The 22,310-nt window shown below is 33.4% G+C and carries 22 protein-coding genes; 8 read left to right on the top strand and 14 right to left on the bottom strand.

The window, feature by feature from the left end; all coding sequences use genetic code 11:
• Window positions 1–28: 28 nt before the first annotated feature.
• Window positions 29–406, top strand: a complete 378-nt coding sequence (locus H4O20_RS01825) for a hypothetical protein (protein WP_185098106.1) — start codon at window positions 29–31, stop codon at window positions 404–406.
• A 45-nt stretch (window positions 407–451) separates the two neighbouring features.
• Here H4O20_RS01825 and H4O20_RS01820 read toward each other — a convergent pair whose 3' ends face one another.
• Window positions 452–1,624: a proline dehydrogenase family protein gene (locus tag H4O20_RS01820; RefSeq protein WP_185098105.1), complete on the bottom strand. Its 1,173-nt coding sequence runs from the start codon at window positions 1,622–1,624 to the stop codon at window positions 452–454.
• Window positions 1,625–1,695: 71 nt separating this feature from the next.
• On the opposite strand from H4O20_RS01820, the gene aroB reads away from it, so the two are divergent.
• Both aroB and H4O20_RS01810 read left to right on the top strand, forming a co-directional pair.
• Window positions 1,696–2,766, top strand: coding sequence for a 3-dehydroquinate synthase (gene aroB / locus H4O20_RS01815; protein ID WP_185098104.1), 1,071 nt, complete (start codon window positions 1,696–1,698; stop codon window positions 2,764–2,766).
• A gap of 75 nt (window positions 2,767–2,841) precedes the next feature.
• Window positions 2,842–3,135, top strand: a complete 294-nt coding sequence (locus H4O20_RS01810) for a hypothetical protein (protein ID WP_185098103.1) — start codon at window positions 2,842–2,844, stop codon at window positions 3,133–3,135.
• Window positions 3,136–3,202: 67 nt separating this feature from the next.
• Here the strand turns inward: H4O20_RS01810 and H4O20_RS01805 are convergent, their stop codons facing one another.
• The 3 genes from H4O20_RS01805 to H4O20_RS01795 all read right to left on the bottom strand — a co-directional run bounded on the left by H4O20_RS01805 (window position 3,203) and on the right by H4O20_RS01795 (window position 5,958).
• Window positions 3,203–4,159 carry a YihY/virulence factor BrkB family protein gene (locus H4O20_RS01805; RefSeq protein ID WP_185098102.1) on the bottom strand — a complete coding sequence of 319 codons (957 nt, stop codon included), beginning with the start codon at window positions 4,157–4,159 and terminating at the stop codon, window positions 3,203–3,205.
• 120 nt (window positions 4,160–4,279) lie between these two features.
• A complete protein-coding gene (locus tag H4O20_RS01800; RefSeq protein ID WP_139854522.1) occupies window positions 4,280–4,759 on the bottom strand; it encodes an Lrp/AsnC family transcriptional regulator in 480 nt (159 codons plus the stop codon).
• Window positions 4,760–4,800: 41 nt separating this feature from the next.
• Complete coding sequence (locus H4O20_RS01795) at window positions 4,801–5,958, bottom strand: M14 family zinc carboxypeptidase (RefSeq protein ID WP_185098101.1); 1,158 nt, start codon at window positions 5,956–5,958, stop codon at window positions 4,801–4,803.
• Between the two features lie 292 nt (window positions 5,959–6,250).
• Here H4O20_RS01795 and H4O20_RS01790 point away from each other — a divergent pair, with 292 nt between their 5' ends.
• Window positions 6,251–6,691 (top strand): helix-turn-helix transcriptional regulator, encoded by a 441-nt coding sequence (locus H4O20_RS01790; protein ID WP_139854520.1) that lies wholly within the window; start codon window positions 6,251–6,253, stop codon window positions 6,689–6,691.
• Between the two features lie 43 nt (window positions 6,692–6,734).
• Window positions 6,735–7,109, top strand: coding sequence for a DNA topoisomerase IV (locus H4O20_RS01785; protein WP_139854519.1), 375 nt, complete (start codon window positions 6,735–6,737; stop codon window positions 7,107–7,109).
• Here H4O20_RS01785 and mscL read toward each other — a convergent pair.
• The 7 genes from mscL to H4O20_RS01750 form a co-directional block, all read right to left on the bottom strand.
• A complete protein-coding gene (mscL, locus tag H4O20_RS01780; RefSeq protein WP_139854518.1) occupies window positions 7,099–7,533 on the bottom strand; it encodes a large-conductance mechanosensitive channel protein MscL in 435 nt (144 codons plus the stop codon). The genes H4O20_RS01785 and mscL overlap by 11 nt on opposite strands.
• Before the next feature lie 70 nt (window positions 7,534–7,603).
• Window positions 7,604–8,299: a (d)CMP kinase gene (gene cmk, locus H4O20_RS01775; RefSeq protein ID WP_185098100.1), complete on the bottom strand. Its 696-nt coding sequence runs from the start codon at window positions 8,297–8,299 to the stop codon at window positions 7,604–7,606.
• Complete coding sequence (gene porQ, locus H4O20_RS01770; RefSeq protein ID WP_185098099.1) at window positions 8,299–9,318, bottom strand: type IX secretion system protein PorQ; 1,020 nt, start codon at window positions 9,316–9,318, stop codon at window positions 8,299–8,301. The genes cmk and porQ overlap by 1 nt, the downstream gene beginning before the upstream one ends.
• A 134-nt stretch (window positions 9,319–9,452) precedes the next feature.
• The gene (lon, locus tag H4O20_RS01765; protein ID WP_185098098.1) at window positions 9,453–11,903 is read right to left on the bottom strand and encodes an endopeptidase La; all 2,451 of its coding nucleotides are present in this window, start codon (window positions 11,901–11,903) and stop codon (window positions 9,453–9,455) included.
• 239 nt (window positions 11,904–12,142) lie between these two features.
• Complete coding sequence (locus H4O20_RS01760) at window positions 12,143–13,528, bottom strand: DUF6252 family protein (RefSeq protein ID WP_185098097.1); 1,386 nt, start codon at window positions 13,526–13,528, stop codon at window positions 12,143–12,145.
• A gap of 49 nt (window positions 13,529–13,577) precedes the next feature.
• Window positions 13,578–14,897 carry an MFS transporter gene (locus tag H4O20_RS01755; RefSeq protein ID WP_139854513.1) on the bottom strand — a complete coding sequence of 440 codons (1,320 nt, stop codon included), beginning with the start codon at window positions 14,895–14,897 and terminating at the stop codon, window positions 13,578–13,580.
• A gap of 91 nt (window positions 14,898–14,988) precedes the next feature.
• Window positions 14,989–15,807 (bottom strand): M48 family metallopeptidase, encoded by an 819-nt coding sequence (locus H4O20_RS01750; protein ID WP_139854512.1) that lies wholly within the window; start codon window positions 15,805–15,807, stop codon window positions 14,989–14,991.
• A gap of 210 nt (window positions 15,808–16,017) precedes the next feature.
• Between H4O20_RS01750 and H4O20_RS01745 the strand changes: the two genes are divergently transcribed.
• From H4O20_RS01745 to msrB (H4O20_RS01735), 3 genes are read left to right on the top strand one after another with little or no spacing between them, the layout of a single operon-like run.
• The gene (locus H4O20_RS01745) at window positions 16,018–16,545 is read left to right on the top strand and encodes a collagen-like protein (protein ID WP_139854511.1); all 528 of its coding nucleotides are present in this window, start codon (window positions 16,018–16,020) and stop codon (window positions 16,543–16,545) included.
• A gap of 1 nt (window position 16,546) precedes the next feature.
• Window positions 16,547–16,993 carry a peptide-methionine (R)-S-oxide reductase MsrB gene (gene msrB / locus H4O20_RS01740; RefSeq protein ID WP_185098096.1) on the top strand — a complete coding sequence of 149 codons (447 nt, stop codon included), beginning with the start codon at window positions 16,547–16,549 and terminating at the stop codon, window positions 16,991–16,993.
• 34 nt (window positions 16,994–17,027) lie between these two features.
• The gene (gene msrB, locus H4O20_RS01735) at window positions 17,028–17,432 is read left to right on the top strand and encodes a peptide-methionine (R)-S-oxide reductase MsrB (RefSeq protein ID WP_185098095.1); all 405 of its coding nucleotides are present in this window, start codon (window positions 17,028–17,030) and stop codon (window positions 17,430–17,432) included.
• A 94-nt stretch (window positions 17,433–17,526) separates the two neighbouring features.
• Here the strand turns inward: msrB (H4O20_RS01735) and H4O20_RS01730 are convergent, their stop codons facing one another.
• From H4O20_RS01730 to H4O20_RS01720, 3 genes are all read right to left on the bottom strand, one after another.
• Window positions 17,527–18,510 carry an SDR family oxidoreductase gene (locus H4O20_RS01730; RefSeq protein WP_185098094.1) on the bottom strand — a complete coding sequence of 328 codons (984 nt, stop codon included), beginning with the start codon at window positions 18,508–18,510 and terminating at the stop codon, window positions 17,527–17,529.
• Window positions 18,510–19,796 carry a nucleotide sugar dehydrogenase gene (locus H4O20_RS01725; protein ID WP_139854507.1) on the bottom strand — a complete coding sequence of 429 codons (1,287 nt, stop codon included), beginning with the start codon at window positions 19,794–19,796 and terminating at the stop codon, window positions 18,510–18,512. The genes H4O20_RS01730 and H4O20_RS01725 overlap by 1 nt, the downstream gene beginning before the upstream one ends.
• Window positions 19,797–19,865: 69 nt before the next feature.
• Window positions 19,866–22,310 (bottom strand): tyrosine-protein kinase family protein, encoded by a 2,445-nt coding sequence (locus H4O20_RS01720; protein ID WP_185098093.1) that lies wholly within the window; start codon window positions 22,308–22,310, stop codon window positions 19,866–19,868.

Below are 22,310 nucleotides of genomic sequence, written 5' to 3'. Positions count from 1 at the left end.
ACACATACCAAAACTCTAATCCCATAAAATGAAATTAACACACCGATTCGCCTATTTTTCAGGGGGGTTCTTATTAGGAATACTTTTATTGTTTTTTATTTTAAGCGGAAAAAAGACATCTTGTGATTATGGTCCAGAATCTCGGACATTAAAAAACATTCGCAACAAAGAACGAGCGTTTACTGAAGAAAGCTTGAGAGTCCTTCGCGAAAACAAAATGGACACTTCGGCTGTATCTAATTTATTAGTTGATGGAGATGTAATATTCTCTCAAAGTATCACCAATTTAGACTCCTGTAATCAATATGTAATTGAGAAGAAGTTTTCAGAGAAAACGCTAAAGATTAGAGTTGAAAATTGCAATAAAACGGCAACTGTTTCAAAAGCGGAAGTAATTCAGAAATAATAAAAACATAAAAAAAGCCTCTTAATTAAGAGGCTTTTTAATTTCTTAGAGGTTTCTACGCTCTTTTTCTTTTTTAAGTAAAGTAAGCTCCCTACTAGTTTGCCCAGCCACAGATGTGTTTTCTTCAGCACGACGAATCAAGTAAGGCATAACATCTTTTACAGGTCCGAATGGAATGTATTTTCCTACATTATATCCTTCAGCACCAAGATTAAATGAAATATGATCACTCATACCAAATAACTGACCGAACCAAACCCTGTCATCACTTTTAGAAATGCTTTTTTGTTTCATTATATCCATTGCAATATAAGTACTGGATTCATTATGAGTTCCAGCGAACAACTCGATATCATCTAGATTATCAAAAATGTATTTTAAAACATTATTGAAGTTATCATCGGTTGCTTTTTTACTTTCACAAATAGGCGTTTTATAACCTTTTTCAAGGGCGCGATCATTTTCTTTTTCCATATATGCGCCACGAACAACCTTAAACCCTAGCTTAAATCCTTTTTCTTTAGCGCGTTTATGCAATCCTTTTAGATAGTCTAATCTATCCCAACGATAGCATTGTAAAGTATTAAATATAATTGGTCGCTCCTTATTGTATTTCTCCATCATCTTTTCGCAAAGATCATCTGCTGCGTCTTGCATCCAAGATTCCTCAGCATCAATTAAAATACGAATATTACACTCGTGAGCCACCTTAGAAATTCTATCGTATCTAGACACGATATTATTCCATAGATCTTTCTCTTCATTTGTTAAAGCTTCTTTTTCTGTAAGCTTTTGCCAAATTTTGAACATTCCAAGACCCGTAGGTTTAAATACTGAAAAAGGCATTGCTTCCTTATTCTTGGCAAATTTTGTTAGTTCAATTACTTTTTTAGTAGTTGCTTCAAATTGCTCCTCTTCCTCTTTACCCTCTACAGAGTAATCAAGTACCGAAGACACACCCACCTCCTGCAGTCTATCCACCGTAGGCATACAGTCTAATTCATTCACACCACCACAAAAATGGTCGAATACTGTAGAACGTATTAACCCTTCTACAGGCAAGTTTATATTTAATGCAAACTTTGTAACCGCAGAACCTATTTTTACTAGAGGTTCGTTAGAAATCATTTTAAACAGGAAATAAGCGCGTTCTAGTTCTGAATCGCTTTTTAACTGAAATGCAGTTTCCGTATTATCGAAAAGAGAATTTGTTGACATAAAAGGGGAAATAAAGTGTACAAATATACTTAGATTTGAATTGTGTTTACACCATAAAATTCAAGAAATTAATGTCTACAAATAAAAAGGATAAAGAATTGATTTACAACAGCAAAGAAGCTTGGATAGCCTTGGATAATTTTATCAAGAAATCAAATCCTTCTAATCTCTTCATTCTAACCGACAAAAATACGCGCAAACACTGCATTCCTTACTTTTTAGAAAAGGCTATTTTTGAATTTACTCCTTATATTATTACGATACCAGCCGGAGAAAAGTATAAAAACATTTCTACCTGTGTGGATGTCTGGAATACACTTTCAGAAAATGGAGCCGATAGAAACAGCTTAATAATAAACCTTGGAGGTGGTGTGGTTACTGATTTAGGTGGTTTTGTGGCATCTACATATAATAGAGGTGTAAATTTTATTAATATACCTACTTCCCTACTCGCTATAGTTGATGCTTCAGTAGGAGGAAAAAACGGAATAGACTTAGGACATCTAAAAAATCAAATTGGAGTTATTAACTCTCCAGAATTGGTTATTATTGATACAGGGTTCTTAAAAACACTGCCTTCAGAGCACTTAACTTCCGGGATTGCTGAAATGTTGAAACACGGAGTTATACACAGTAAGGCATATTGGAATGAAGTTAAGAATATAAATGTGTACAATAAAGATGAGTTTGAAAAATTAATTTGGGGTTCTATAAACATTAAAAAAGAAGTTGTCTCGAAAGATCCTTTTGAAAAGGATTTAAGAAAAACTTTAAATTACGGCCATACACTTGGTCACGCAATAGAATCCTACTTTCTTGAAAGTTCAGAGAAAAAAACATTATTACATGGGGAAGCTATTGCGATAGGTATTATTTTAGCAACTTACATTTCATCGGAAACACATAATTTTCCAAAAAACACCTTAGAGGAAGTTTCTAAAAGCATTTTAAATTATTTTTCAAAGGTAGAATTCACTAATATGGACATTGAAAACATCATTAAATTGCTGGTGTTTGACAAGAAAAACAGAAACGGAAAGGTTCTTTTTGTACTTTTAGAGAACATTGGTGCATATCAAACCAATTGCACTGTTAACAATGAATTGATTTACAAAGCTTTCGAGTACTATAAAAATTTGTAAAAAAATTCTTTAAAACATTTTTAAGTAATCATATTTTAAATAGTTTTATCCCATAATTTAAAGATTAAAAATTACATGAAGCGCATAATTGTAGATTACCGAAAGTTGACCCCCGAGATACTTTCTTTATTAGTTGAAAAATACCCTGACGGGTATGATGATGACCATGTTATTACCTTTAAAAACGCAAAAAACGAATTAGTTGAAGCGGTTGAGGTAAGAACAGAGGATGCCATATATCTGGTAAAAGTAAGCTCTCGACTTGAAGTGTCCATGGCTAATTTTGATGAAGACGATTACGAAGAAGCAGACTTCAACGAACCAATTAGCGAAATGTTAGAGAAGCGAAAAATGGATGAGGAGGAGTAATCCTTTTTAGAATATATTTATAAAAAAAGAGGCTCAATAAAGCCTCTTTTTTCTTTATAGACAATGCTCATTTCTTCGCATTATTTTTTAAGGCTAAGGCTTTTTTTTTATCTTCCTCAACTTTACGTTTATATTCTCTTAGTTCCTGCATTTCTAATTCGTATGATAGCGTTGCATTTTCAGTGGGTTCAATTTTAATGTTCTTATAAAGCGCCCAGTTGACAGTAAATTCAGCACCAAAAAATAATATTAAACAAGTATAATACACCCATAATAAAACCAAAACAACACTTCCTGCAGCACCATAAACTGAAGCTGGATCTGACTCTGAAAAGTAAAATCCTATTAAGTATTTTCCTACTAAGAATAACAAGGAAGTCATAAACGCACCAATTAGATTGGTTTTCCACTTAACTTTTACATCTGGAAGTAATGTGAAAATTGATGCAAATAAAGAGGTTATTATAACTTGCGAAATAACAAAATTCAGCAGTTTTATAAAAAATGTAGAAAACTCGTCAAAATAGTTCCCAATAAAATCACTTAATGCATTTACAGCCGTACTTAATACCAATGATATTAATAACAATAAACCTATAATTAGCACCATTCCAAAAGAAACTGCTCTTCGTTTTAAGGTATCTAAAATGTTATTTTTTAGAGCGCGAACACTCCAAATATTATTTAAAGCTTTTTGAAGCTGAAAAAACACTCCGGTAGCACCAAAAATAAGAACTCCTACACCAAAGATTATAAATAGTAGAGAACTTTCGGATAATGCTGAATTTATTATCATCGTTTGAATTAGCTCTGCACTTCCTTTTCCTATTAAGCCACTTATTTCTTCTGTAATTTTTCCCTCTACCGCTTCTCGACCGAAAAATAAGCCTGCAAAATGAACAGTAATAATAAGTAGGGAAGGCAGAGAGAATAATGCATAGTAAGCGATAATTGCACTTTTAGCCCAAGGATCATTTTTGTCCCAACTTAAATAAGTATTCTTTAAGAGTTTGAAAAGCTTCATATTCAATTGTTGTTTTTTATAAATTTAGAAAAACTTAAGTAATTTCAACTCCTTACTTTTTGAAATAAAAAAAAACCTTTACCAAACGGTAAAGGTTTTAATACAGTTTATTAAATAAGGTTACATCTCATTAAAGATAGAGTGTAACATTCTCTTCTTATCATTAATGCTTTCTTCCATAGAAATCATTGTTTCTGTACGACTTACACCTTCGATATCGTCAATTTCGTAGATAATTTCTTTTGCATGAGCTGTATCTCTTGCTCTAATTTTACAGAAAATATTGAATTTTCCTGTAGTTACGTGAGCAACTGTGATAAATGGAATTTCACTAATGCGTTCTAAAACAAATTGTGTTTGTGAGGTTTTGAAAATAAAGATTCCAACATAAGCAATGAAAGAGTATCCCAGTTTTTGATAATCTACTTGTAATGAAGAACCTGTGATTATTCCTGCATCTTCCATTTTCTTAACTCTAACATGCACAGTACCTGCAGATATTTCAAGCTTCTTAGCGATATCTGTGAAAGGAATACGTGTATTGTCAATTAATAGATCTAGTATTTTGTGATCCGTTTCGTCTAATTTGAATTTACCCATTTTCGTATATTTTTTTCGCGAAATTAGGTAGTTTTACCTTATTATGGAAGCTTTTTTTGAAAAAATATCATTAATTCATCACTTTTATCAAATAATTCTGAAATTTGAGTGCCAATTGTTAAATTTTGTTGGGTTTTTGTTAAAATATTTTTGTTTTTTATATTTTTCTCTTTATGTCCTTTACGGTTTTCCAAATCGCCAAATGCATCAATTATAGCCTCAAAACGAATTTTATCACCTTTAAGCACTTCTTTATACTGAATTGCGATATCAATGGATTTCTCTTCGGTTTCGATTTTTACATTTCTTAAAATAATGTCATTATAATTTTTTTGATTTTCACCGATTTTAAAGTAATCCTCATAGTCAATAAGTTCCTTTTCATTACCAATAATATCGAATAATGATAAAAGCGCATAAAATATAAACTCACGAGTTTTTTCTCTTTCATAATCTAACTCGAAGTGCCCCGCTTCAAAAAGTATAGTAGCAACACCAGCTTTTTGAAAAGTGTCACCTACACATGCTGCATTAAAGCTATCATCATACCTTCCCACCTGGCCAGGAATAATGTTTTGAAGATAATTATTCATCTTTACAATCTTCTCCATCGCCAATTTTCTTGCCTCTGTAAGAGATCTACTTTCATCTGCAGCAGGTGATAAGAAGGAAACAGTAGCCGGTTTTCCTGTATTTAAGCCAAAAATAGAACGTTGATCGTGCATATTAAGGCATAATTCAGGCTTTAGCTCACTGAAGAGCCTGTTAAGGCACTTACTTTCCTTTTGTGATAAGTTTTGTGCATCTCGATTTAAGTCAATGTCGTTTGCATTAACTCTTGTATAAGATTGCGCACCATCTGGATTTAAAATTGGGATTATATATAAGGTGTAACTACTTAAGAAATTTTCAATTTCAGTTTGATAAAAATGTTTTTGATTTATAAATTTTAAAAAATCAAATAAAGCTTTGGTTGTGGTAGATTCATTTCCGTGCATTTGCGACCAAACCAAAACAACTTTTTTTCCAGTTCCAATTTTCACAAGGGGGATATCTTGACCATTTTCTGACTGACCAACAACTGTAATATTGTAATCATTTTTATAAAATTCCAATAATGGATTAATGTGATTTAATGTAATATATCTACCACTTAAAGCACTTTCAAAATTGCGGGTATACCAATCTTTTAATTTCATAATAATTTTTGAAGTTTACAAAGTTAAACATTGCATTGTTTACAAAAGTAAACAAGAGAGTTAGTTACCATCTGCTACATTAGTAAACAAATTCCAGTCTTCTGCCCTCAATTACAGCCCACTGAAAATCAATTTTTTATATATTGAATTTAAAATATTTATAATCAAATAGTTATAGCCTTTTAATTAAACCTTTAATTTAATTAAAAATAAGGTTTATATACACATATTAGTTTAGTTTAAAATAATAGTTTACATTTGTAATAGTTATTTTGATGCGATATTTGTTACAATGGTAAACAGTAAAGATTTTGTAAAACGACTTGAAAAAATTCTGGAATATTACGGTATTTCAGCAACGGCTTTTGCTGAAAAAATGGATTTTAATCGCTCTACAATTTCCCATTTATTATCGGGTAGAAATAAGCCAAGTTTAGATTTTGTCATGAAATTATTGAAGGAATTTCCAGAAATTGAAATGAATTGGTTGCTCTATGGAAAAGGAAGCTTCCCTTCTACTTTAGAAAATTCTAAAGAGAAAGAAGAACAAAAACTTAAACCTTCAAATACGAGTGAGAAAAGTTTAGACCTATTTTCGACAACCACTTCGAATGATGAAAAGAAGAGTGTTTCATCAATAAAAAGTGTTGAGCAAAATCTTGACTCGGGAAAAGAGATTGATAAAATTGTGATATTTTATCGCGATGGAACTTTTAAAGCCTACCAAAACTAATTCATCTCAGTAATTTTTCGGAAATTCGCATAAAAAATTAAAAATGCGTTTTTATCTACTTTTATTACCGCTGTTTTTATTCAGTAGTTGTTATGAAAAAGAGCGTAACTGCTCAAATTTTAAAACAGGAACCTTTGAATTCGAAGCACTTTCAGGAACTGAGGTCTTTAAAACTACCATCACACGTAACGATTCTATAGAAATAGATTATTATGAAGGGAAAGCTGATACCTCCTCTATACGTTGGATAAACGATTGTGAATACGTACTACAAAAAATAAACCCTAAGAATCAAGCTGAAAAGAAAGCGATTCAAATTAAGATTTTAACTACAGATAAGGACACCTACACTTTTGAGTTTAGAGAAGTAGGTAAAACGAGTTCTAGTAAGGCTACGGCACGAAAAGTTAGTCCTTAGCTCCCTTATTCTTAATGTAGCTGTTTTGCTCTTCTAGTAACTTTTCAATATTGGAAAGGAGTTGAATATTTTTAGGAGTTTCTACGGTTTTATCTTTAGGGTTTTCAGATTTCGTTTTAAAACGATTGATAAACTTTATTATCACAAAAATGGTAAAAGAGATTATTAGAAAGTCTATTAGAACCTCCATTAATTCTCCATAACCAATTGCAACTTCATCAGAAGCTTCAGAAGCTTCACGCAATACGTATTCCTTATCTGAAAGCTTTACTCCTTCCGTAAGTAAGGATAACGGAGGCATTACAACCTTTTTAACTATAGTGCTAACTACATTGTTAAAAGCAGTTCCTATAACGATACCAACCGCCATATCAATCATATTACCTTTGATGGCGAAGTTTTTAAATTCTTTTAAAAAACTCATTTTATGTTGTTTTTGGAAAGTGAAATAATAGAAATTTTTTTAAATAGTAGAAAAAGTACGCCGTTGTAATTTAAACACGCCCTGCTATCCTATCCTTAGCTAATTGGAGTACTGTATGAAATTGATCTTCTATATTGATATCAGAGTTATCAATTTCGATGGCATCTGAAGCTTTTTTAAGCGGGGAATCCTTACGAGTAGTATCAATGTTGTCTCTTTCTTCAATGTTCCTTAAAACATCCTTAAATTTAACAGAGTCGCCACGATCTGTAAGTTCTTTATATCTTCTTTCAGCTCTTTTTTCAGCTGAAGCATTCATAAATATCTTTAGTTCGGCATTTGGGAAAACTACGGTACCAATATCTCTACCATCCATTACTACTCCTTTCAACAAACCCATTTCTTGTTGTTGTGCCACTAATTTAGTGCGTACTTCTGGAATTGTTGCAATAGGACTTACAAACTCTGAAACTTCTAAATTTCGAATATCATTTTCCACATCTTTCCCATTTAAAAAAATATGTGCCTTACTCCAATCTGGTTTTTTTTTAAACTCTAATTGAATTGAAGGAAGTAATTTTTTAAGTTTTTCAATATCAAAATTTTCTTTTGATATTATTCCATTTTGCATTGCGAATAAGGTAACTGCTCGATACATCGCACCGCTATCAACATATATGTAGCCTAAGTAATCTGCAAGTTGTTTCGCAACTGTACTTTTACCTGTAGAAGAATAACCGTCAATAGCAATAGTAATTTTTTTCATTATTGAAGATCTAAATTTAATCCAAAGAAACTAGATGTAGCTGCAGCGCTATATTTGGAATATGAATAACTTAAGCGAAATTTATTAAGTTTAATACCAAAACCCGCACTTACTCCTGCAAATGCACGTTTATCTACAATACGAAGCTCTTCACCTCTTCTGAAATTATATCCCAACCTAATGTTAAACCCACTTTCTGGAAAAAGCTCGATTCCCACTATAGTATGTCTAAATGCATTGTCTAGGAAATTAATGTTTTCTTTTTGAACATTACCTTCAAGGTCGGTTTGTTCCCTAGCAGGGTTAGAAAAGGCTACATTCCATTGCTGCATATTTTCTAAAGTAAGATGCCATCGAATGGGAATATGCTCTAGCGTTTGAGATATTCCGAATATTAGCTCAAAAGGTAATGGTTCGTATTCTTCATGATAAGGGGTGATTTGTGTCCCCAAGTTTCTTGCAACTCCAGTAATTTGAAGGTCCCAATCTTCATAAACGTACATAAGTCCAATATCTACAGCAGCTCCAAATGACGAGTATTGCTCTAGTTTTGAAGATATAAGCTTTACATTTAATCCTACGTGAAAGTCGGTATAAGGAATATTTCTTGCGTGACCCAAAGAAAGAGCTACTTCACCACCACTAAAACTATTTGTTGGGGTTCCTGCTTCATCATATCCATCAAATTTCCCGTAATTTACATAGCTAACACCTGCGTGTAATACCTGAGTACGTCTGTCCCAAAGGTAGGCGTAGCTTGCTGTCCCATAATTTACATCACCAATATAGTTTGTGTAGTTTAGCGATAATTGATTGTCCATCTCTACATTAATAGTTGCAGGATTAAACAATGCTTGTGATGGGTCGTAATCGTAATTTGTAACAACTTTACCTCCTAGAGCGGCCATTCTTGGACTATTAACTAGATTCAGGAATTGATAAGTCGCCTTACCTCCCACCTGAGCTTCTAATAGCTGAGAAATTAATACAAAAATTACCAAGAAAACCTTTTGGGTCATAAGTGTGAGTTACCGTAACTAAAGTCTAAACGAATGCAAGTGTAATTTATTTTTGCAAAGAAAAGAAAACAAAGATGATTAATGCACATTTGCATAAAAACAAAAATACATTAATCATCTTTTATTAGGTTACCTTAAAGTGTTTTAGCGTTCTTTACTTTTTCATCTGTAAGTGCCAACTCTAAAACATCGCTCATATCTTTCACATAATGAAAGGTTAAGCCTTTTAAATATTCATCTTTTATTTCTTCAATATCTCGCCTATTGTCTTCACAAAGTAGAATTTCTTTAATTCTAGCGCGTTTGGCAGCAAGGATTTTTTCTTTAATTCCTCCAACAGGTAATACTTTACCTCGAAGCGTAATTTCTCCTGTCATTGCAATAGATTTCTTCACCTTTCTTTGTGTAAATAACGACACTAAAGAAGTAAGCATTGTAATTCCCGCACTTGGGCCATCTTTAGGAGTTGCTCCTTCTGGCACGTGAATATGAACATTGTATTTGTCAAAAATCTCTGGATCTATTCCTAGTTTTTCTGCATTAGACTTAATGTATTCTAATGCAATTGTAGCAGACTCCTTCATTACTTTCCCAAGGTTACCAGTCATATTTAATGCTCCTTTACCTTTTGAAAGTGCCGATTCTATAAATAATATATCACCACCTACACGAGTCCAAGCTAATCCGGTTACTACTCCTGCAACTTCGTTGTTTTCGTATTTGTCACGTTCCATTTTTGGAGCACCTAATACTTCAACAATTATTTCATTGCTTACTTTTACATCGTATTCTTCCTCCATTGCTATTTTCATAGCTGCATAACGCACCATTTTAGCAATTTGTTTCTCAAGACCACGAACCCCACTTTCACGAGTATAGCCTTCCACAATTTTTTCAAGTTGTGGTTTTGCGATTTTTAAAGAATCACTGGTTAATCCATGTTCTTTTAATTGCTTTGGCAATAAGTGTCTTTTAGCAATTTCAACTTTTTCTTCAACAGTATAACCAGTTACATTTATAATCTCCATCCTATCCAATAAAGCTGGCTGAATGGTGCTTAAACTGTTAGACGTAGCGATAAACATAACTTTTGAAAGGTCGTAGCCTAACTCTAAGAAGTTATCGTAAAACGCATTGTTTTGCTCCGGATCAAGCACTTCAAGCATAGCTGATGAAGGATCTCCTTGATTACTTGCAGAAATCTTATCTATTTCGTCCAAAACAAAGACTGGGTTACTTGTTTCTGCCTTTTTTATACTTTGAATAATTCTTCCAGGCATAGCGCCTATGTAAGTTTTTCTATGACCTCGAATTTCTGCCTCATCACGTAGTCCTCCCAAACTCATTCTTACATATTTTCTACCTAGAGCTTCTGCTACCGATTTTCCTAAGGATGTTTTACCAACACCTGGAGGTCCGTAAAGGCAAAGAATTGGCGACTTCATATCGTTTCGAAGTTTCAAAACAGCGAGGTATTCAATAATACGTTTTTTAACATCGTCAAGACCATAGTGATCGCGATCGAGGATTTTTCTAGCTCTTTTTAAATCGAATTTATCTTTACTGTATATATTCCATGGAAGTTCAAGCAATAAGTCTAAGTAGTTACGCTGAATACTGAATTCGGCAACCTGCGGATTCATTCGTTGTAATTTAGAAAGTTCTTTTTGGAAGTGCTTGTTTACTTCTTCACTCCATTTTTTGTCTTTAGAACGTTCGCGAATTTCTTCGATTTCCTGCTCCATAGAAGAACCTCCCAATTCCTCTTGGATGGTTTTCATTTGTTGCTGAAGAAAATACTCGCGTTGTTGCTGATTAATATCACTCTGAACCTTGCTTTGGATATCATTTCGCAACGACAACTTTTGAATTTCCATATTCATATATCGAAGCGTTTCCAAAGCGCGTTCTTTTAGATTGTTAATTTCTAAAAGCGCTTGTTTCTGTTCTACTTCAATATTTAAATTTGATGAAACAAAGTTTATAAGAAAGCTTGGGCTTTCTATGTTTTTAATTGCAAAAGAAGCTTCAGTTGGAATGTTAGGACTTTGCTTAATGATTTGCAAAGCCATTTCTTTAATGCTGTCGATAATAGCACTAAACTCATCGCTATCCTTCTCTGGTCTTGCTTCTGCTACTTCTCTAATTGTAGCCGTCATATAAGGTTCTGTAGTTATAACTTCAGCAACTTCAAAGCGTTTTTTACCTTGAATTATTACTGTAGTATTACCATCAGGCATTTTAAGAACACGAAGTATTTGAGCAACTGTACCAACGGTATTGATATCAGCCACACCTGGTTCTTCCTCATTTTCATCTTTTTGAGAAACTACACCTATTACCTTGTTTCCTTTGTTTGTTTCATTAATTAACTTAATAGATTTATCTCTTCCAGCAGTAATTGGAATTACAACTCCTGGAAACAACACTGTGTTTCTTAAAGGTAGAATAGGAAGTATTTCAGGAAGTTCCTCCTTGTGCATTGCGTCTTCGTCTTCAGCAGACATTAACGGAATGAACTCAGAATCTTCATGTAAATCTTGAAATGACAACTTGTCTATTGATGTGAATTTTGATTTAGCCATATATTGTATTAGGACATTGTGTCACTTTTAAAAGCAAACACAATTCTTATTATTGATTTTTTTTAACTTTTTTGCGCAAGAACCCTGAAAATCAAACTATCTCCAGTCTTCCACCTATAGTAATTCAAGAGTTGTGCCAGTCTATGATATAAGATTAGAAGTTCAAGCACAAAAATCACCAATAAAAAAGTCGTTTTTAAATATTATAAAAACGACTTTTAAAAAATATTATGTAGAAATTACTCTAATTCGAGATAGAAAGAACCCTCAGTAATATTGTAGATTGTAGGATCTACTTCATTTAAGTCCTTGGCTTTAAATGTAAAAATTCCCTGAATTGTATTTTCTTGATAGTTATAATTAGTAATTGTAAGCGTACCTGGATTTGATATAAAATCTATTGATGTACCTACTTCAGGAGTATAAGTCCCAACAATTTCATTTCCTTCAATTACTTCTGTACCCATTGCATAAGTACCCTCTGAAATAGTCGCAGGGAAGGTTAAAACCATACGTTGGCTTTCTATATTTGTAGTAATGGTTATTGTAGGATATTGGTTAACAACATCAGTAGTTACCTCAATATCTAAAGGATTATACGATGCATCTCCTATTTTTGCCTTAAATAAGTTATTACCCCCAGGCACTCCTTCAAAATGAGCAGTTAATCTACCTTCAGTAACTAGCACTTCATCACCAACTTGTCCTAATGGGTCATTTGCTCTAAAGGAGAAGTTAGCCTTTAAAATACCTAACTCTAAATCAAACTCTGTGATTGTTAGTGTTCCCGGGTTTGAAGTTAAAAACTCTGAACCACCACCAGCATTGTAAAGCCCAATTAAGTCTGTACCGTTTGATATATTCACCATATTGTGAGTTCCTATTCCTAAGGACTTTGGTATGTCTATTCGTATAGAAGTTCCTTCATCGTTAAATGCTTCAATCTTAAGCATTCTAGTATTTGCAACAATAGGTTCTGTAACAGAAATGCTATCAGCTATAAACCCAACTTCGTCAACTTTTGCGAAGAATTCATCTAATGGATTTCCGCCGTTTCCACCATTTCCACTTCCGCCGTCAACATAAGGAATGGCATTAAAGGTTCCTTTAGTAATATCAATGCTTTCTAAAACAGGATCTCCATTGCCATCTAAAACTGTTTCGCCATTACTATCCACTTTTACTCTAAACCCAACAAATTTAAAAGTTCCAGATATAGTTAACTCTTGAGTATTTATTTCAGTGATTTCAATTTCTCCAGAACCACCATTTGCTAATGATGAATTAAATGGCCTTTCATTTATAGAAGTATCATAGTAAGACCCTAGATTTTGATTTGCACTTAAATCAAAAACTCCTACAGCAGCATTAAATACCGTAAGTTTAATTTTTTCGCCAGTAACTTTTGTTCCAGTAATTACCAATTCATTTTCTGATGACAATGAAGCGTCTGTAGTGGCTGCTATAAATTGATTGCCATCCACTAAAGCTTTAAATTGGCCTATTTCAGCGTTTGTGTCATCATCTTGTGGAAAATCTCCAGTTAGAGGCTCGTCTTCACAGGCAATAAATTGAAAAGTAAGTAATGCCAAAAGTACAACTTTAAAAAAATTAATTTTCTTCATCCGGTAGGTTGTTTGGAATATAATAGAGACAAACTTAAACAAAAATTGTTTAAAAGTTTTTATTTCTTGGAACTCTTAAGAGTAAAATTACTCCTGTAACAAAAAATAAAACTAAAAATAAAATTGAGTTACGCATACTCCCAGTTATTTGGTCTATAAAACCATATATCATCATTCCTATTACGATACCAACTTTTTCAGCAACATCATAAAAACTAAAGTATGAAGTTGTATCCTTTGTTTCAGGTAAAAACTTTGAATATGTAGAGCGAGATAACGACTGAATTCCTCCCATTACCAAACCTACAACTCCGGCCGTAACATAAAACTGTGTCGGAGATTCTATAAAAAAGGCTACAACACAAATAAAAACCCAGATTATATTAATCGAAATTAACACAAAGATATTTCCATATTTTTCTGAAGCACGTGAGGTTAATGTAGCTCCACCTACTGCTACCAATTGAATTATAAGAATACTTACAATCAACCCCATTGTTTTATTATCATCGCCACCCCAAGCTATTTCCTGTTCTCCAAAATACGTGGCAACCAACATTACTGTTTGAACCGCCATACTATAAACAAAGAAGGCCGCTAAATATCTTTTAAGTTGAATATTTTCTGATAGGGAATTGTAAACACCTTTTAATTCTTTAAATCCATTTAAAAATATTTGGGCACTAACCTTTTTTCCACTTTTGTTACCTTTAGGAAGAAAATAAAAGGAATATTGACTGAAAACAATCCACCAAATCCCCACAGTTACAAAGGACCATTTCATAGCTTTCATACTTGCTTCACCGCCCTCTCCAAATCCAAAAAGCTCAGGTTTCATTACCATTGCCAAATTAAAAAGCAATAAAATAACACTTCCTACATATCCCATTGAATATCCTCTAGCACTAATTCTGTCCTGTTGTTCAGGAAATGCAACGTCTGGCAAATACGAATTGTAGAAAACTAAACTTCCCCAAAAGCCAATTAGTCCGAAGAAATAAAACAGCAGGCTAATGTAAATATTTTCAATACTAAAAAAATAAAGTCCCATGCAAGAAACAGACCCGAGATAACAGAAAAATTTCATAAAGCTCTTCTTATTACCTACATAATCGGCAATTCCTGAAAGTATGGGTGAAATTAAAGCGACAATTAAAAATGCTGCTGCAGTGGTGTAACTAATTAAAGGAGTGCTTCTGATAGCACCTCCTAAAACATTTACAGTCTCTACATTAGCAGATTTAAATAATGCTTGGTAGTATATAGGAAAAATTGCCGAGGCAATTACCAAACTATAAACCGAATTAGCCCAATCATAAAATGCCCAAGCATTCAAAAGTTTTTTACTTCCTTTAGGTAAATATGGCATAAAAAATATTCGGTTAAATTTATAAGTCGCTAAACTAATAAAAAAATCCCGCTACAAACGGGATTTTAATTAAGTTGAAATATTTTAAATACTAATTTTTAAAAGTTGTAACTCCAAATTTTCTGGCTTCTGCTTTTGCACTTGCAGCCCAACCTTTAATATTTTGAATTCTTGTAGTACTAGCAGGGTGAGTGCTTAAAAACTCTGGTGGTGCTCCTTGTGATTGAGCTTGCATACGCTCCCATAGTTGTGCAGCTGCCATAGGCTCGTATCCAGCAATTGCCATTAATATCAACCCAATATGATCTGCTTCTGTTTCGTGACTTCTACTAAAAGGAAGCATTACACCCAAATTACTTCCAAGACCATAAGCGGTATTAAAGATTTGTTGATTTTCAGGGTTATTAGCCAAGGCAACATTTCCTGCTACTGCTCCTAATTGTTGTAATTGTGCAGCACTCATACGCTGTTGTCCGTGGTTTGCCAAGGCATGAGCAACCTCGTGCCCCATTACTGCAGCAAGTCCAGCTTCGGTTTTAGTTACAGGAAGAATACCTGTATAAACTACAATTTTACCACCAGGCATACACCAAGCATTTACGTCTTTACTTTCAATAAGATTGTATTCCCAACGATAATCTGTTAGGTAACCTGCATAGCCATTTGCATTGAGATAACGCTCTGCTGCCGCAGCCATTTTTTGACCAACACTTTTAACCATATTAGCATCTGCCGTACCTTTAACAACTTTATTTTCAGATAAAAACTGATCGTATTGCTGAAAAGCCATTGGTAAAATTTGCGAATTTGGAACCAAAGCCAATGTTTGCTTTCCTGTAAATGGATTGGTGCTACAAGCAACAACCACTACTCCTAATAAGAGTGTTATAAGTGATTTTCTAAGTATCATAAATATAAGTGTTATGTTAAAGAGTTAAATTTAGATATATAAAATTGATTAATATTATAAAAAAATTCTAAAATTCAAATATTGTTCCACAAATGAAAATTTTATTGTTTCTTTAATATATGAAGACGTTTTAAGCCCTTATATTTATAGACTTTATAAAGTTGGAATGACTTTTGTAAACTTTGATATGAAATCTTAAAATATAGCATTATGAAAAATTTACTTCTCTTTTTAGCACTGTCTTCAACCATTTTATTTACTTCTTGTGAAGGCGATCCAGGACCTCCAGGACAAGACGGACAAGACTTTTTAGCTCAAGTTTTTGAAACAACCGTGGATTTCCAATATGAAAATGGAAATAACATATTTAGTTCACCATATATAGGTTTTCCTTTTACAGTTTATGAAAGTGATGTAGTTCTGGTTTATAGATATGAAGGTCAAGCTGGAATTGGTGGCGGTACTATGGCTGATGTTTGGAGCCCTTTACCACAAAACATATTTTATAACAATGGTGATATCATTCAGTATATTTTTACCAATACATTTGTAGATGTTCAAATGATTATTGAGGGTAATTTCGACCTTTCTACATTAAACGATGGGTCTGTATTAGATAATCAAACATTTCGAATTGCTGTTGTACCTGCAGAGTTTGCTAAAACAAATCCATCGATGGAGGATTTATTAGAACTTATGCAAATAGATGATTCTGAAGTTGAAAAAATCGAATTTTAAGATGAAGTTATTAAGTTCAATAATAATATTGACTTCATTACTTATTAGTTGTAATTCTCCTGCTCAAAAAAGTAAGGAGGAGCAACAAATTCCGTTTGAGGTAACAAAAACCGATGCCGAATGGAAAGCTCAACTTTCACCCCTAGCCTATAGTGTTTTGCGACAAGAAGCTACTGAACGTGCATTTTCTAGCGACTTGAACAACAACGATGAAGAAGGTGTTTATGTTTGTGCAGGTTGCGGAACAGCAGTTTTTAAAAGTGAACATAAATTTGATAGTGGTACAGGTTGGCCAAGTTTTGATAGAGAAATAAAAGGTAATGTTGCTTTTTCTACCGACAAAAAACTAGGCTATACACGAGTTGAAGAACATTGTGCTACCTGCGGTGGTCATTTAGGTCATGTGTTTAATGATGGTCCAAAAGAAACCACTGGTAAAAGACATTGAATTAACGGCGTTGCATTAAAATTTATTCCAAAAGATGAGTAATTCAAAAAAATATCCAATTAGTAAATCTGAAGCCGAATGGCGAAAAGAATTAGGTGACAAACGCTATCACATTCTACGCGAAAAAGGGACCGAATTTCCTCGAACTGGGGAATACAATCTGACATTTGAAGACGGAACCTATGTGTGTGGAGCTTGTAACACCCCACTTTTTGAAAGCAACAATAAGTTTGAAAGTAATTGTGGTTGGCCTTCTTTCGACGATTCTATTGAAGGGTCAACAGAATACGTAAAAGATACTACACTCGGAATGATTCGTACGGAAATACTCTGTGCTAGTTGTGGCAGCCATTTAGGACATATTTTTAATGATGGCCCTACTGCAACAGGTCAACGATATTGCGTTAATTCACTTTCATTAGACTTTAAAAAGAAATAAATACAAATAGCTATAAAGTAAAAGCTCCAAGTTTCAAAACAATAAATTTTGAAATTTGGAGCTTTAATATTTTATAATTTAATGAGTGAGAAACTTACTGCTTCATAAATGCTTCCCACGTAATTTTAAGTCCTTCAGAAACTGAATATAAAGGCTTGTAATTCATTAGATTATTTGCTTTTTCAATATTAGCAAGAGAATCTCTTACATCCCCTCTTCTTGGTGGTCCATAAGTTGCTTCAATTTCTTTTTCTGAAATACTTTTCAGCTTATCCCATAATTGATTTAAGCTTGTTCTTTCACCAAATGCAATATTAAAAACCTCGTTTACAGCTTTATCTTCAGCGAAAAATGCTCTAACATTTGCTTGAACAGCATTTTGAACAAATGTAAAGTCACGAGTCTGTTCACCATCGCCGTGCATAGTTGGAGATTTCCCATCTTTTAATGCCTGCATAAACAATGGAATTACCGCTGCATAAGCGCCTGTTGGACTTTGTTTTGGTCCAAAGACATTAAAATATCTCAACCCTATTGTTGGTGTGCCATAGGTTTTATAAAAAACGTCTGCGTATAATTCATTTACCAATTTAGTAACTGCATACGGAGAAAGTGGTTTTCCTATGTTATCTTCAATCTTGGGTAATGATTTACTATCACCATAAGTTGAACTAGAGGCTGCGTAAACTAATCTCTTTACTGTCTTACTTTCGTTCTGAGCAACCAACATATTAAGAAACCCTGAAACATTTACTTCATTGGAAGTAACAGGATCATTGATAGAACGAGGTACAGACCCTAGAGCAGCTTGATGAGAAACGTAATCTATCCCATCCATAGCATCTTTACAGGTTTGTAAATCACGGATATCTCCTTCAAGAAATTCAAAACGAGAGTCATCATTAAACTCTGCAAGATTATCTAAGGAACCTGTAGAAAGGTTGTCTAATACACGTACTTTTTTTGCGTTATTCTCTAACAAATAAGCTACAAGGTTCGAACCTATAAATCCTGCACCACCAGTAACTAAAAAGGAAAAAGAAGATAAGTCGTTATTGTGATATATGTTTTCTTTCATTATAAAGTGCCGTCAACGGTGTTTTTAGGATATAAAGACTTTACGTCAAATACCACACATGGTTCAGACATGTGATTTTTAATTTCAAAACTTCTAAACTCATTATGTGGAACAGCTACAACAACTGCGTTATAATCTTTTTGTAATTTAGAAGCATCAGTTATCATTGAAATTCCAAATTCCTTTTCAACTTCACTTGGATTAGCCCAAGGATCGTAAACATCAATATTTAAGTTATATTTTTCTAATTCAGTAATTACGTCTATAACTTTAGTATTTCTTATATCGGGACAGTTTTCTTTAAACGTTATACCCATAACCAAGATATTTCCGTTTTTAACTTTACATTCTTTACGAATCATAAGCTTTACAACTTCTTGGGCCACATATTGTCCCATTCCGTCATTCATACGACGTCCAGCTAGAATAATTTCAGGGTTATACCCTTCTTCTTGAGCCTTTTGTGCTAGATAATATGGATCTACACCTATACAATGCCCACCAACTAAACCTGGACTATATTTTAAGAAATTCCATTTTGTTCCTGCAGCTTCCAAAACATCGTTTGTATTAATATCTAATAGACGGAATATTTTAGACAACTCATTCACGAATGCTATATTGATATCACGTTGAGAGTTTTCAATAACTTTTGCAGCTTCCGCTACCTTAATAGACGATGCTAGATGTGTTCCAGCCGTGATTACAGAAGCGTATAACTCATCGATATATTTTGCTGATTCTGGTGTAGAACCTGATGTAACTTTCATAATTTTAGTTACAGTATGTTCTTTATCTCCCGGATTAATACGTTCTGGAGAATAACCAGCGTAAAAGTCCTTATTGAACTTCAATCCTGAATGTTCTTCCAAAATAGGAACACAAATATCTTCTGTAACCCCTGGATATACAGTAGACTCGTATATAACCACATCATCTTTTTTCAATATTTTCCCTACTGTTTCACTTGCGCGCTCTAGAGGAATTAAAACAGGTTGATTGTATTTATTTGTTGGAGTTGGTACGGTTACAATATATACAGTTGCACTTTCCATGTCAGCTGGATTATCTGTAACTGTTAACCCAATGCCGTCATTTTTGGATAAAACGTTTTTTAATGCTTCCGAAGAAAGTTCTAATGTAAGGTCTTCTCCGTTTTGTAATTGCGAAATGCGTTCTGCATTAATATCGAAACCTATTACTTTATATTTTTCAGCAAAGGCAGCAGCAAGTGGTAAACCTACATATCCAAGGCCAATAACAGCAATTGTGGGATTTTGAATCATTTACAATGTTTTAGTTATGATAAATTTTTAAGACTGCAAAATTAAAGGAAAAATTTAGATTAAGAGTTACTACCTCTTTAAAGTCTTCTTAATTCTTTCAGAAATTGAAGGCTTTTTGTCGTTTTCATGATATCCATCTACACCATAGCCATATGTATATCCGTAACCATACCCATATCCTTTTCCTGCTTTCTCAACATAGTCATTAAGTACAATACTTATATGTTTAATTTCACCAGACTTATACTTTTCATTTACAAATGTGAGCATGTTTTTATGAGTATAATTAAATCTTACAACATACAAAGTAGCATCCGCATATCTAATAAGCTCTAGGGAATCAGATACTAATCCTAAAGGTGGGGAGTCGATGATAATGTAGTCATACCTTTCTTTTAAAATTTCTATAAGACTCTCTAAAGGCGAATCGATTAACAACTCCGACGGGTTTGGTGGAATTGGACCTGAGGTTATAATATCTAGGTTTTCCAATTCTGTGTTTTGAATTATTTCATCAATTTCAGACTCACCTATAAGATAGTTAACCGCTCCTTTCTCATTATGTAAGTTAAAATCCCCATATATCTTAGGCTTTCTAAGGTCTAGCCCGAGTAAAACAGTTTTTTTGCCGCTTAGTGCAAAAACAGTAGCCATATTTATAGAGCAAAACGTTTTTCCTTCACCACTAATAGAACTTGTTATTAATACTGTTTTTGACCCTTTAATTCCTTGTTTTCTATAGATAAACTGTAAACTCGATCGCAAAGCTCTAAAAGCTTCAGCAATTGAGGATTTTGGTTTTGAAATTACCGCTAAATTCGATTTTATTGGATTGTTTCCAATAACTCCTAATACAGGAATTGGAGTTAATCGTTTTAATTCATCAATGCCATTTACTTTTGTATCTAGGAAAAAACGTGCAAATACTATCAAAAATGGAAATAGCAAGCCCAACAATGCTGCCATCATATAGTTGAGTTGTGTGTTTGGGCCAATTTTCCCACCACCAGTATCCTTGGCCGAATCGATTACCATAACATCACTAACGTTTGCCGCTTTTACCAGTCCTGCTTCACTTCTTTTTGCTAGAAAGAGATTGTAAGTACCTTGACTTAAGTTATAGCGTCTTTCAATTTTAAGTAAATCTTGTTGTTCTTTAGGCAACTTCCGGATTTTGCCTTCATTGCGACCTATTTCACCATTAATATATCTTAACTCCTCCTTTTTTAAACTTTTTGATGAACGAATATTTTCGAGTAAAACTGATTTTACTGCATCAATTTTTCGATCTATATCACTGAATATAGGTGCTCCTTCTTTAAATGAATATTGAAGTTTATTTCGTTCTTCCGCTAAATTTACAATTCTGCTTACACCACTTACAATACTCGCTTCAGAAATTCCTGCAACTGAAGGCGCCGGCACATCTCTATAGTCGGAACGACTAATAAGGTAACTTTCTAAAGTTTCGTAATAATTTAGCTCTCGATTAACTGATTCTTTACGCAAATCTAACTCACTTAATTTAGCAGTAATATCAGACCCTTCAGCTTCAAGATTAAAAATGGCATTTTTATTTTTAAATCTATTTAACTCATCTTCAACATTAGATAATTCTTCCGATTTTTGAGCTAGACTACTGTCAATAAACTTTATAGTTTTCGTTGCAAAAAGGTTCTTTCGTTCTAACATGTTTTCACTTAACACGCTCACAGATGTATTTAAATAATCTACTAAACGCATTTTGTTGTGACCTGTTAGCCTCATTTTCAACACCGAAGAACCTTTGCTTTCTGGTTCTACGCGAATGCCAAGATATCTTCTTACTACAGCATCAAAATCACCAAACGAAATATAGTATTTAACACCAGGGTTCACCCCTACTTCAGGGTTTGGCATAAATGTTCCATTAAAAAACGGAAGTTTAATATGAGTGCCTATTTTAAAGTTTTTCGAGAAACTACCTGGTGTAACTGCTATATTTTGTTTCTCCTTAGTAGTGTAGTCTTGCACTGTAATACTACCACTTTCAGGAAAAGTAGTGCTAAACTCAAAATTTACCGAGTCTTTAAAAATTATTTGAATTTGATGACCTAGCATTTGTGGGCCTACCGTGTCCACACTTACATAAAATGGCGTTTGTTGATAAGCATCTATCTGCTCGTATTTTCCATCTTTAAGATAGTTGGTATAATATTGTAATCGCTCAACTACTTTTTCATTATGAGATCTTGATTTTAAAGTAATTATAGCCGTATTTACCTTATCTGTAGTCCCTCCCCAATTAAAAGTAAGGCTTGTATTAGATGTGAAAAATGGATTCTGATCGTCTTTGATAGAAATTACATTATCTATTAAATAAATTGGCTGTTTCCGGATATTTACAAAATAGGCTATTGTGAATCCAATTGCTAACGAAATTAAAAACAAAGGCCAGTGACGCAATAGTCGTATTAAAAATCCTTTGAAATCAAAAGTAGCGTGAGATTCGTTTATTTCAAATTCGTCGTTCAT

Source organism: Aequorivita sp. 609 (assembly GCF_014212065.1).
GTDB classification, from domain to species: Bacteria; Bacteroidota; Bacteroidia; order Flavobacteriales; family Flavobacteriaceae; genus Aequorivita; species Aequorivita sinensis.
Note: the sequence above shows the minus strand (reverse complement) of the source record. Positions and strands in the feature narration are given on the sequence as shown.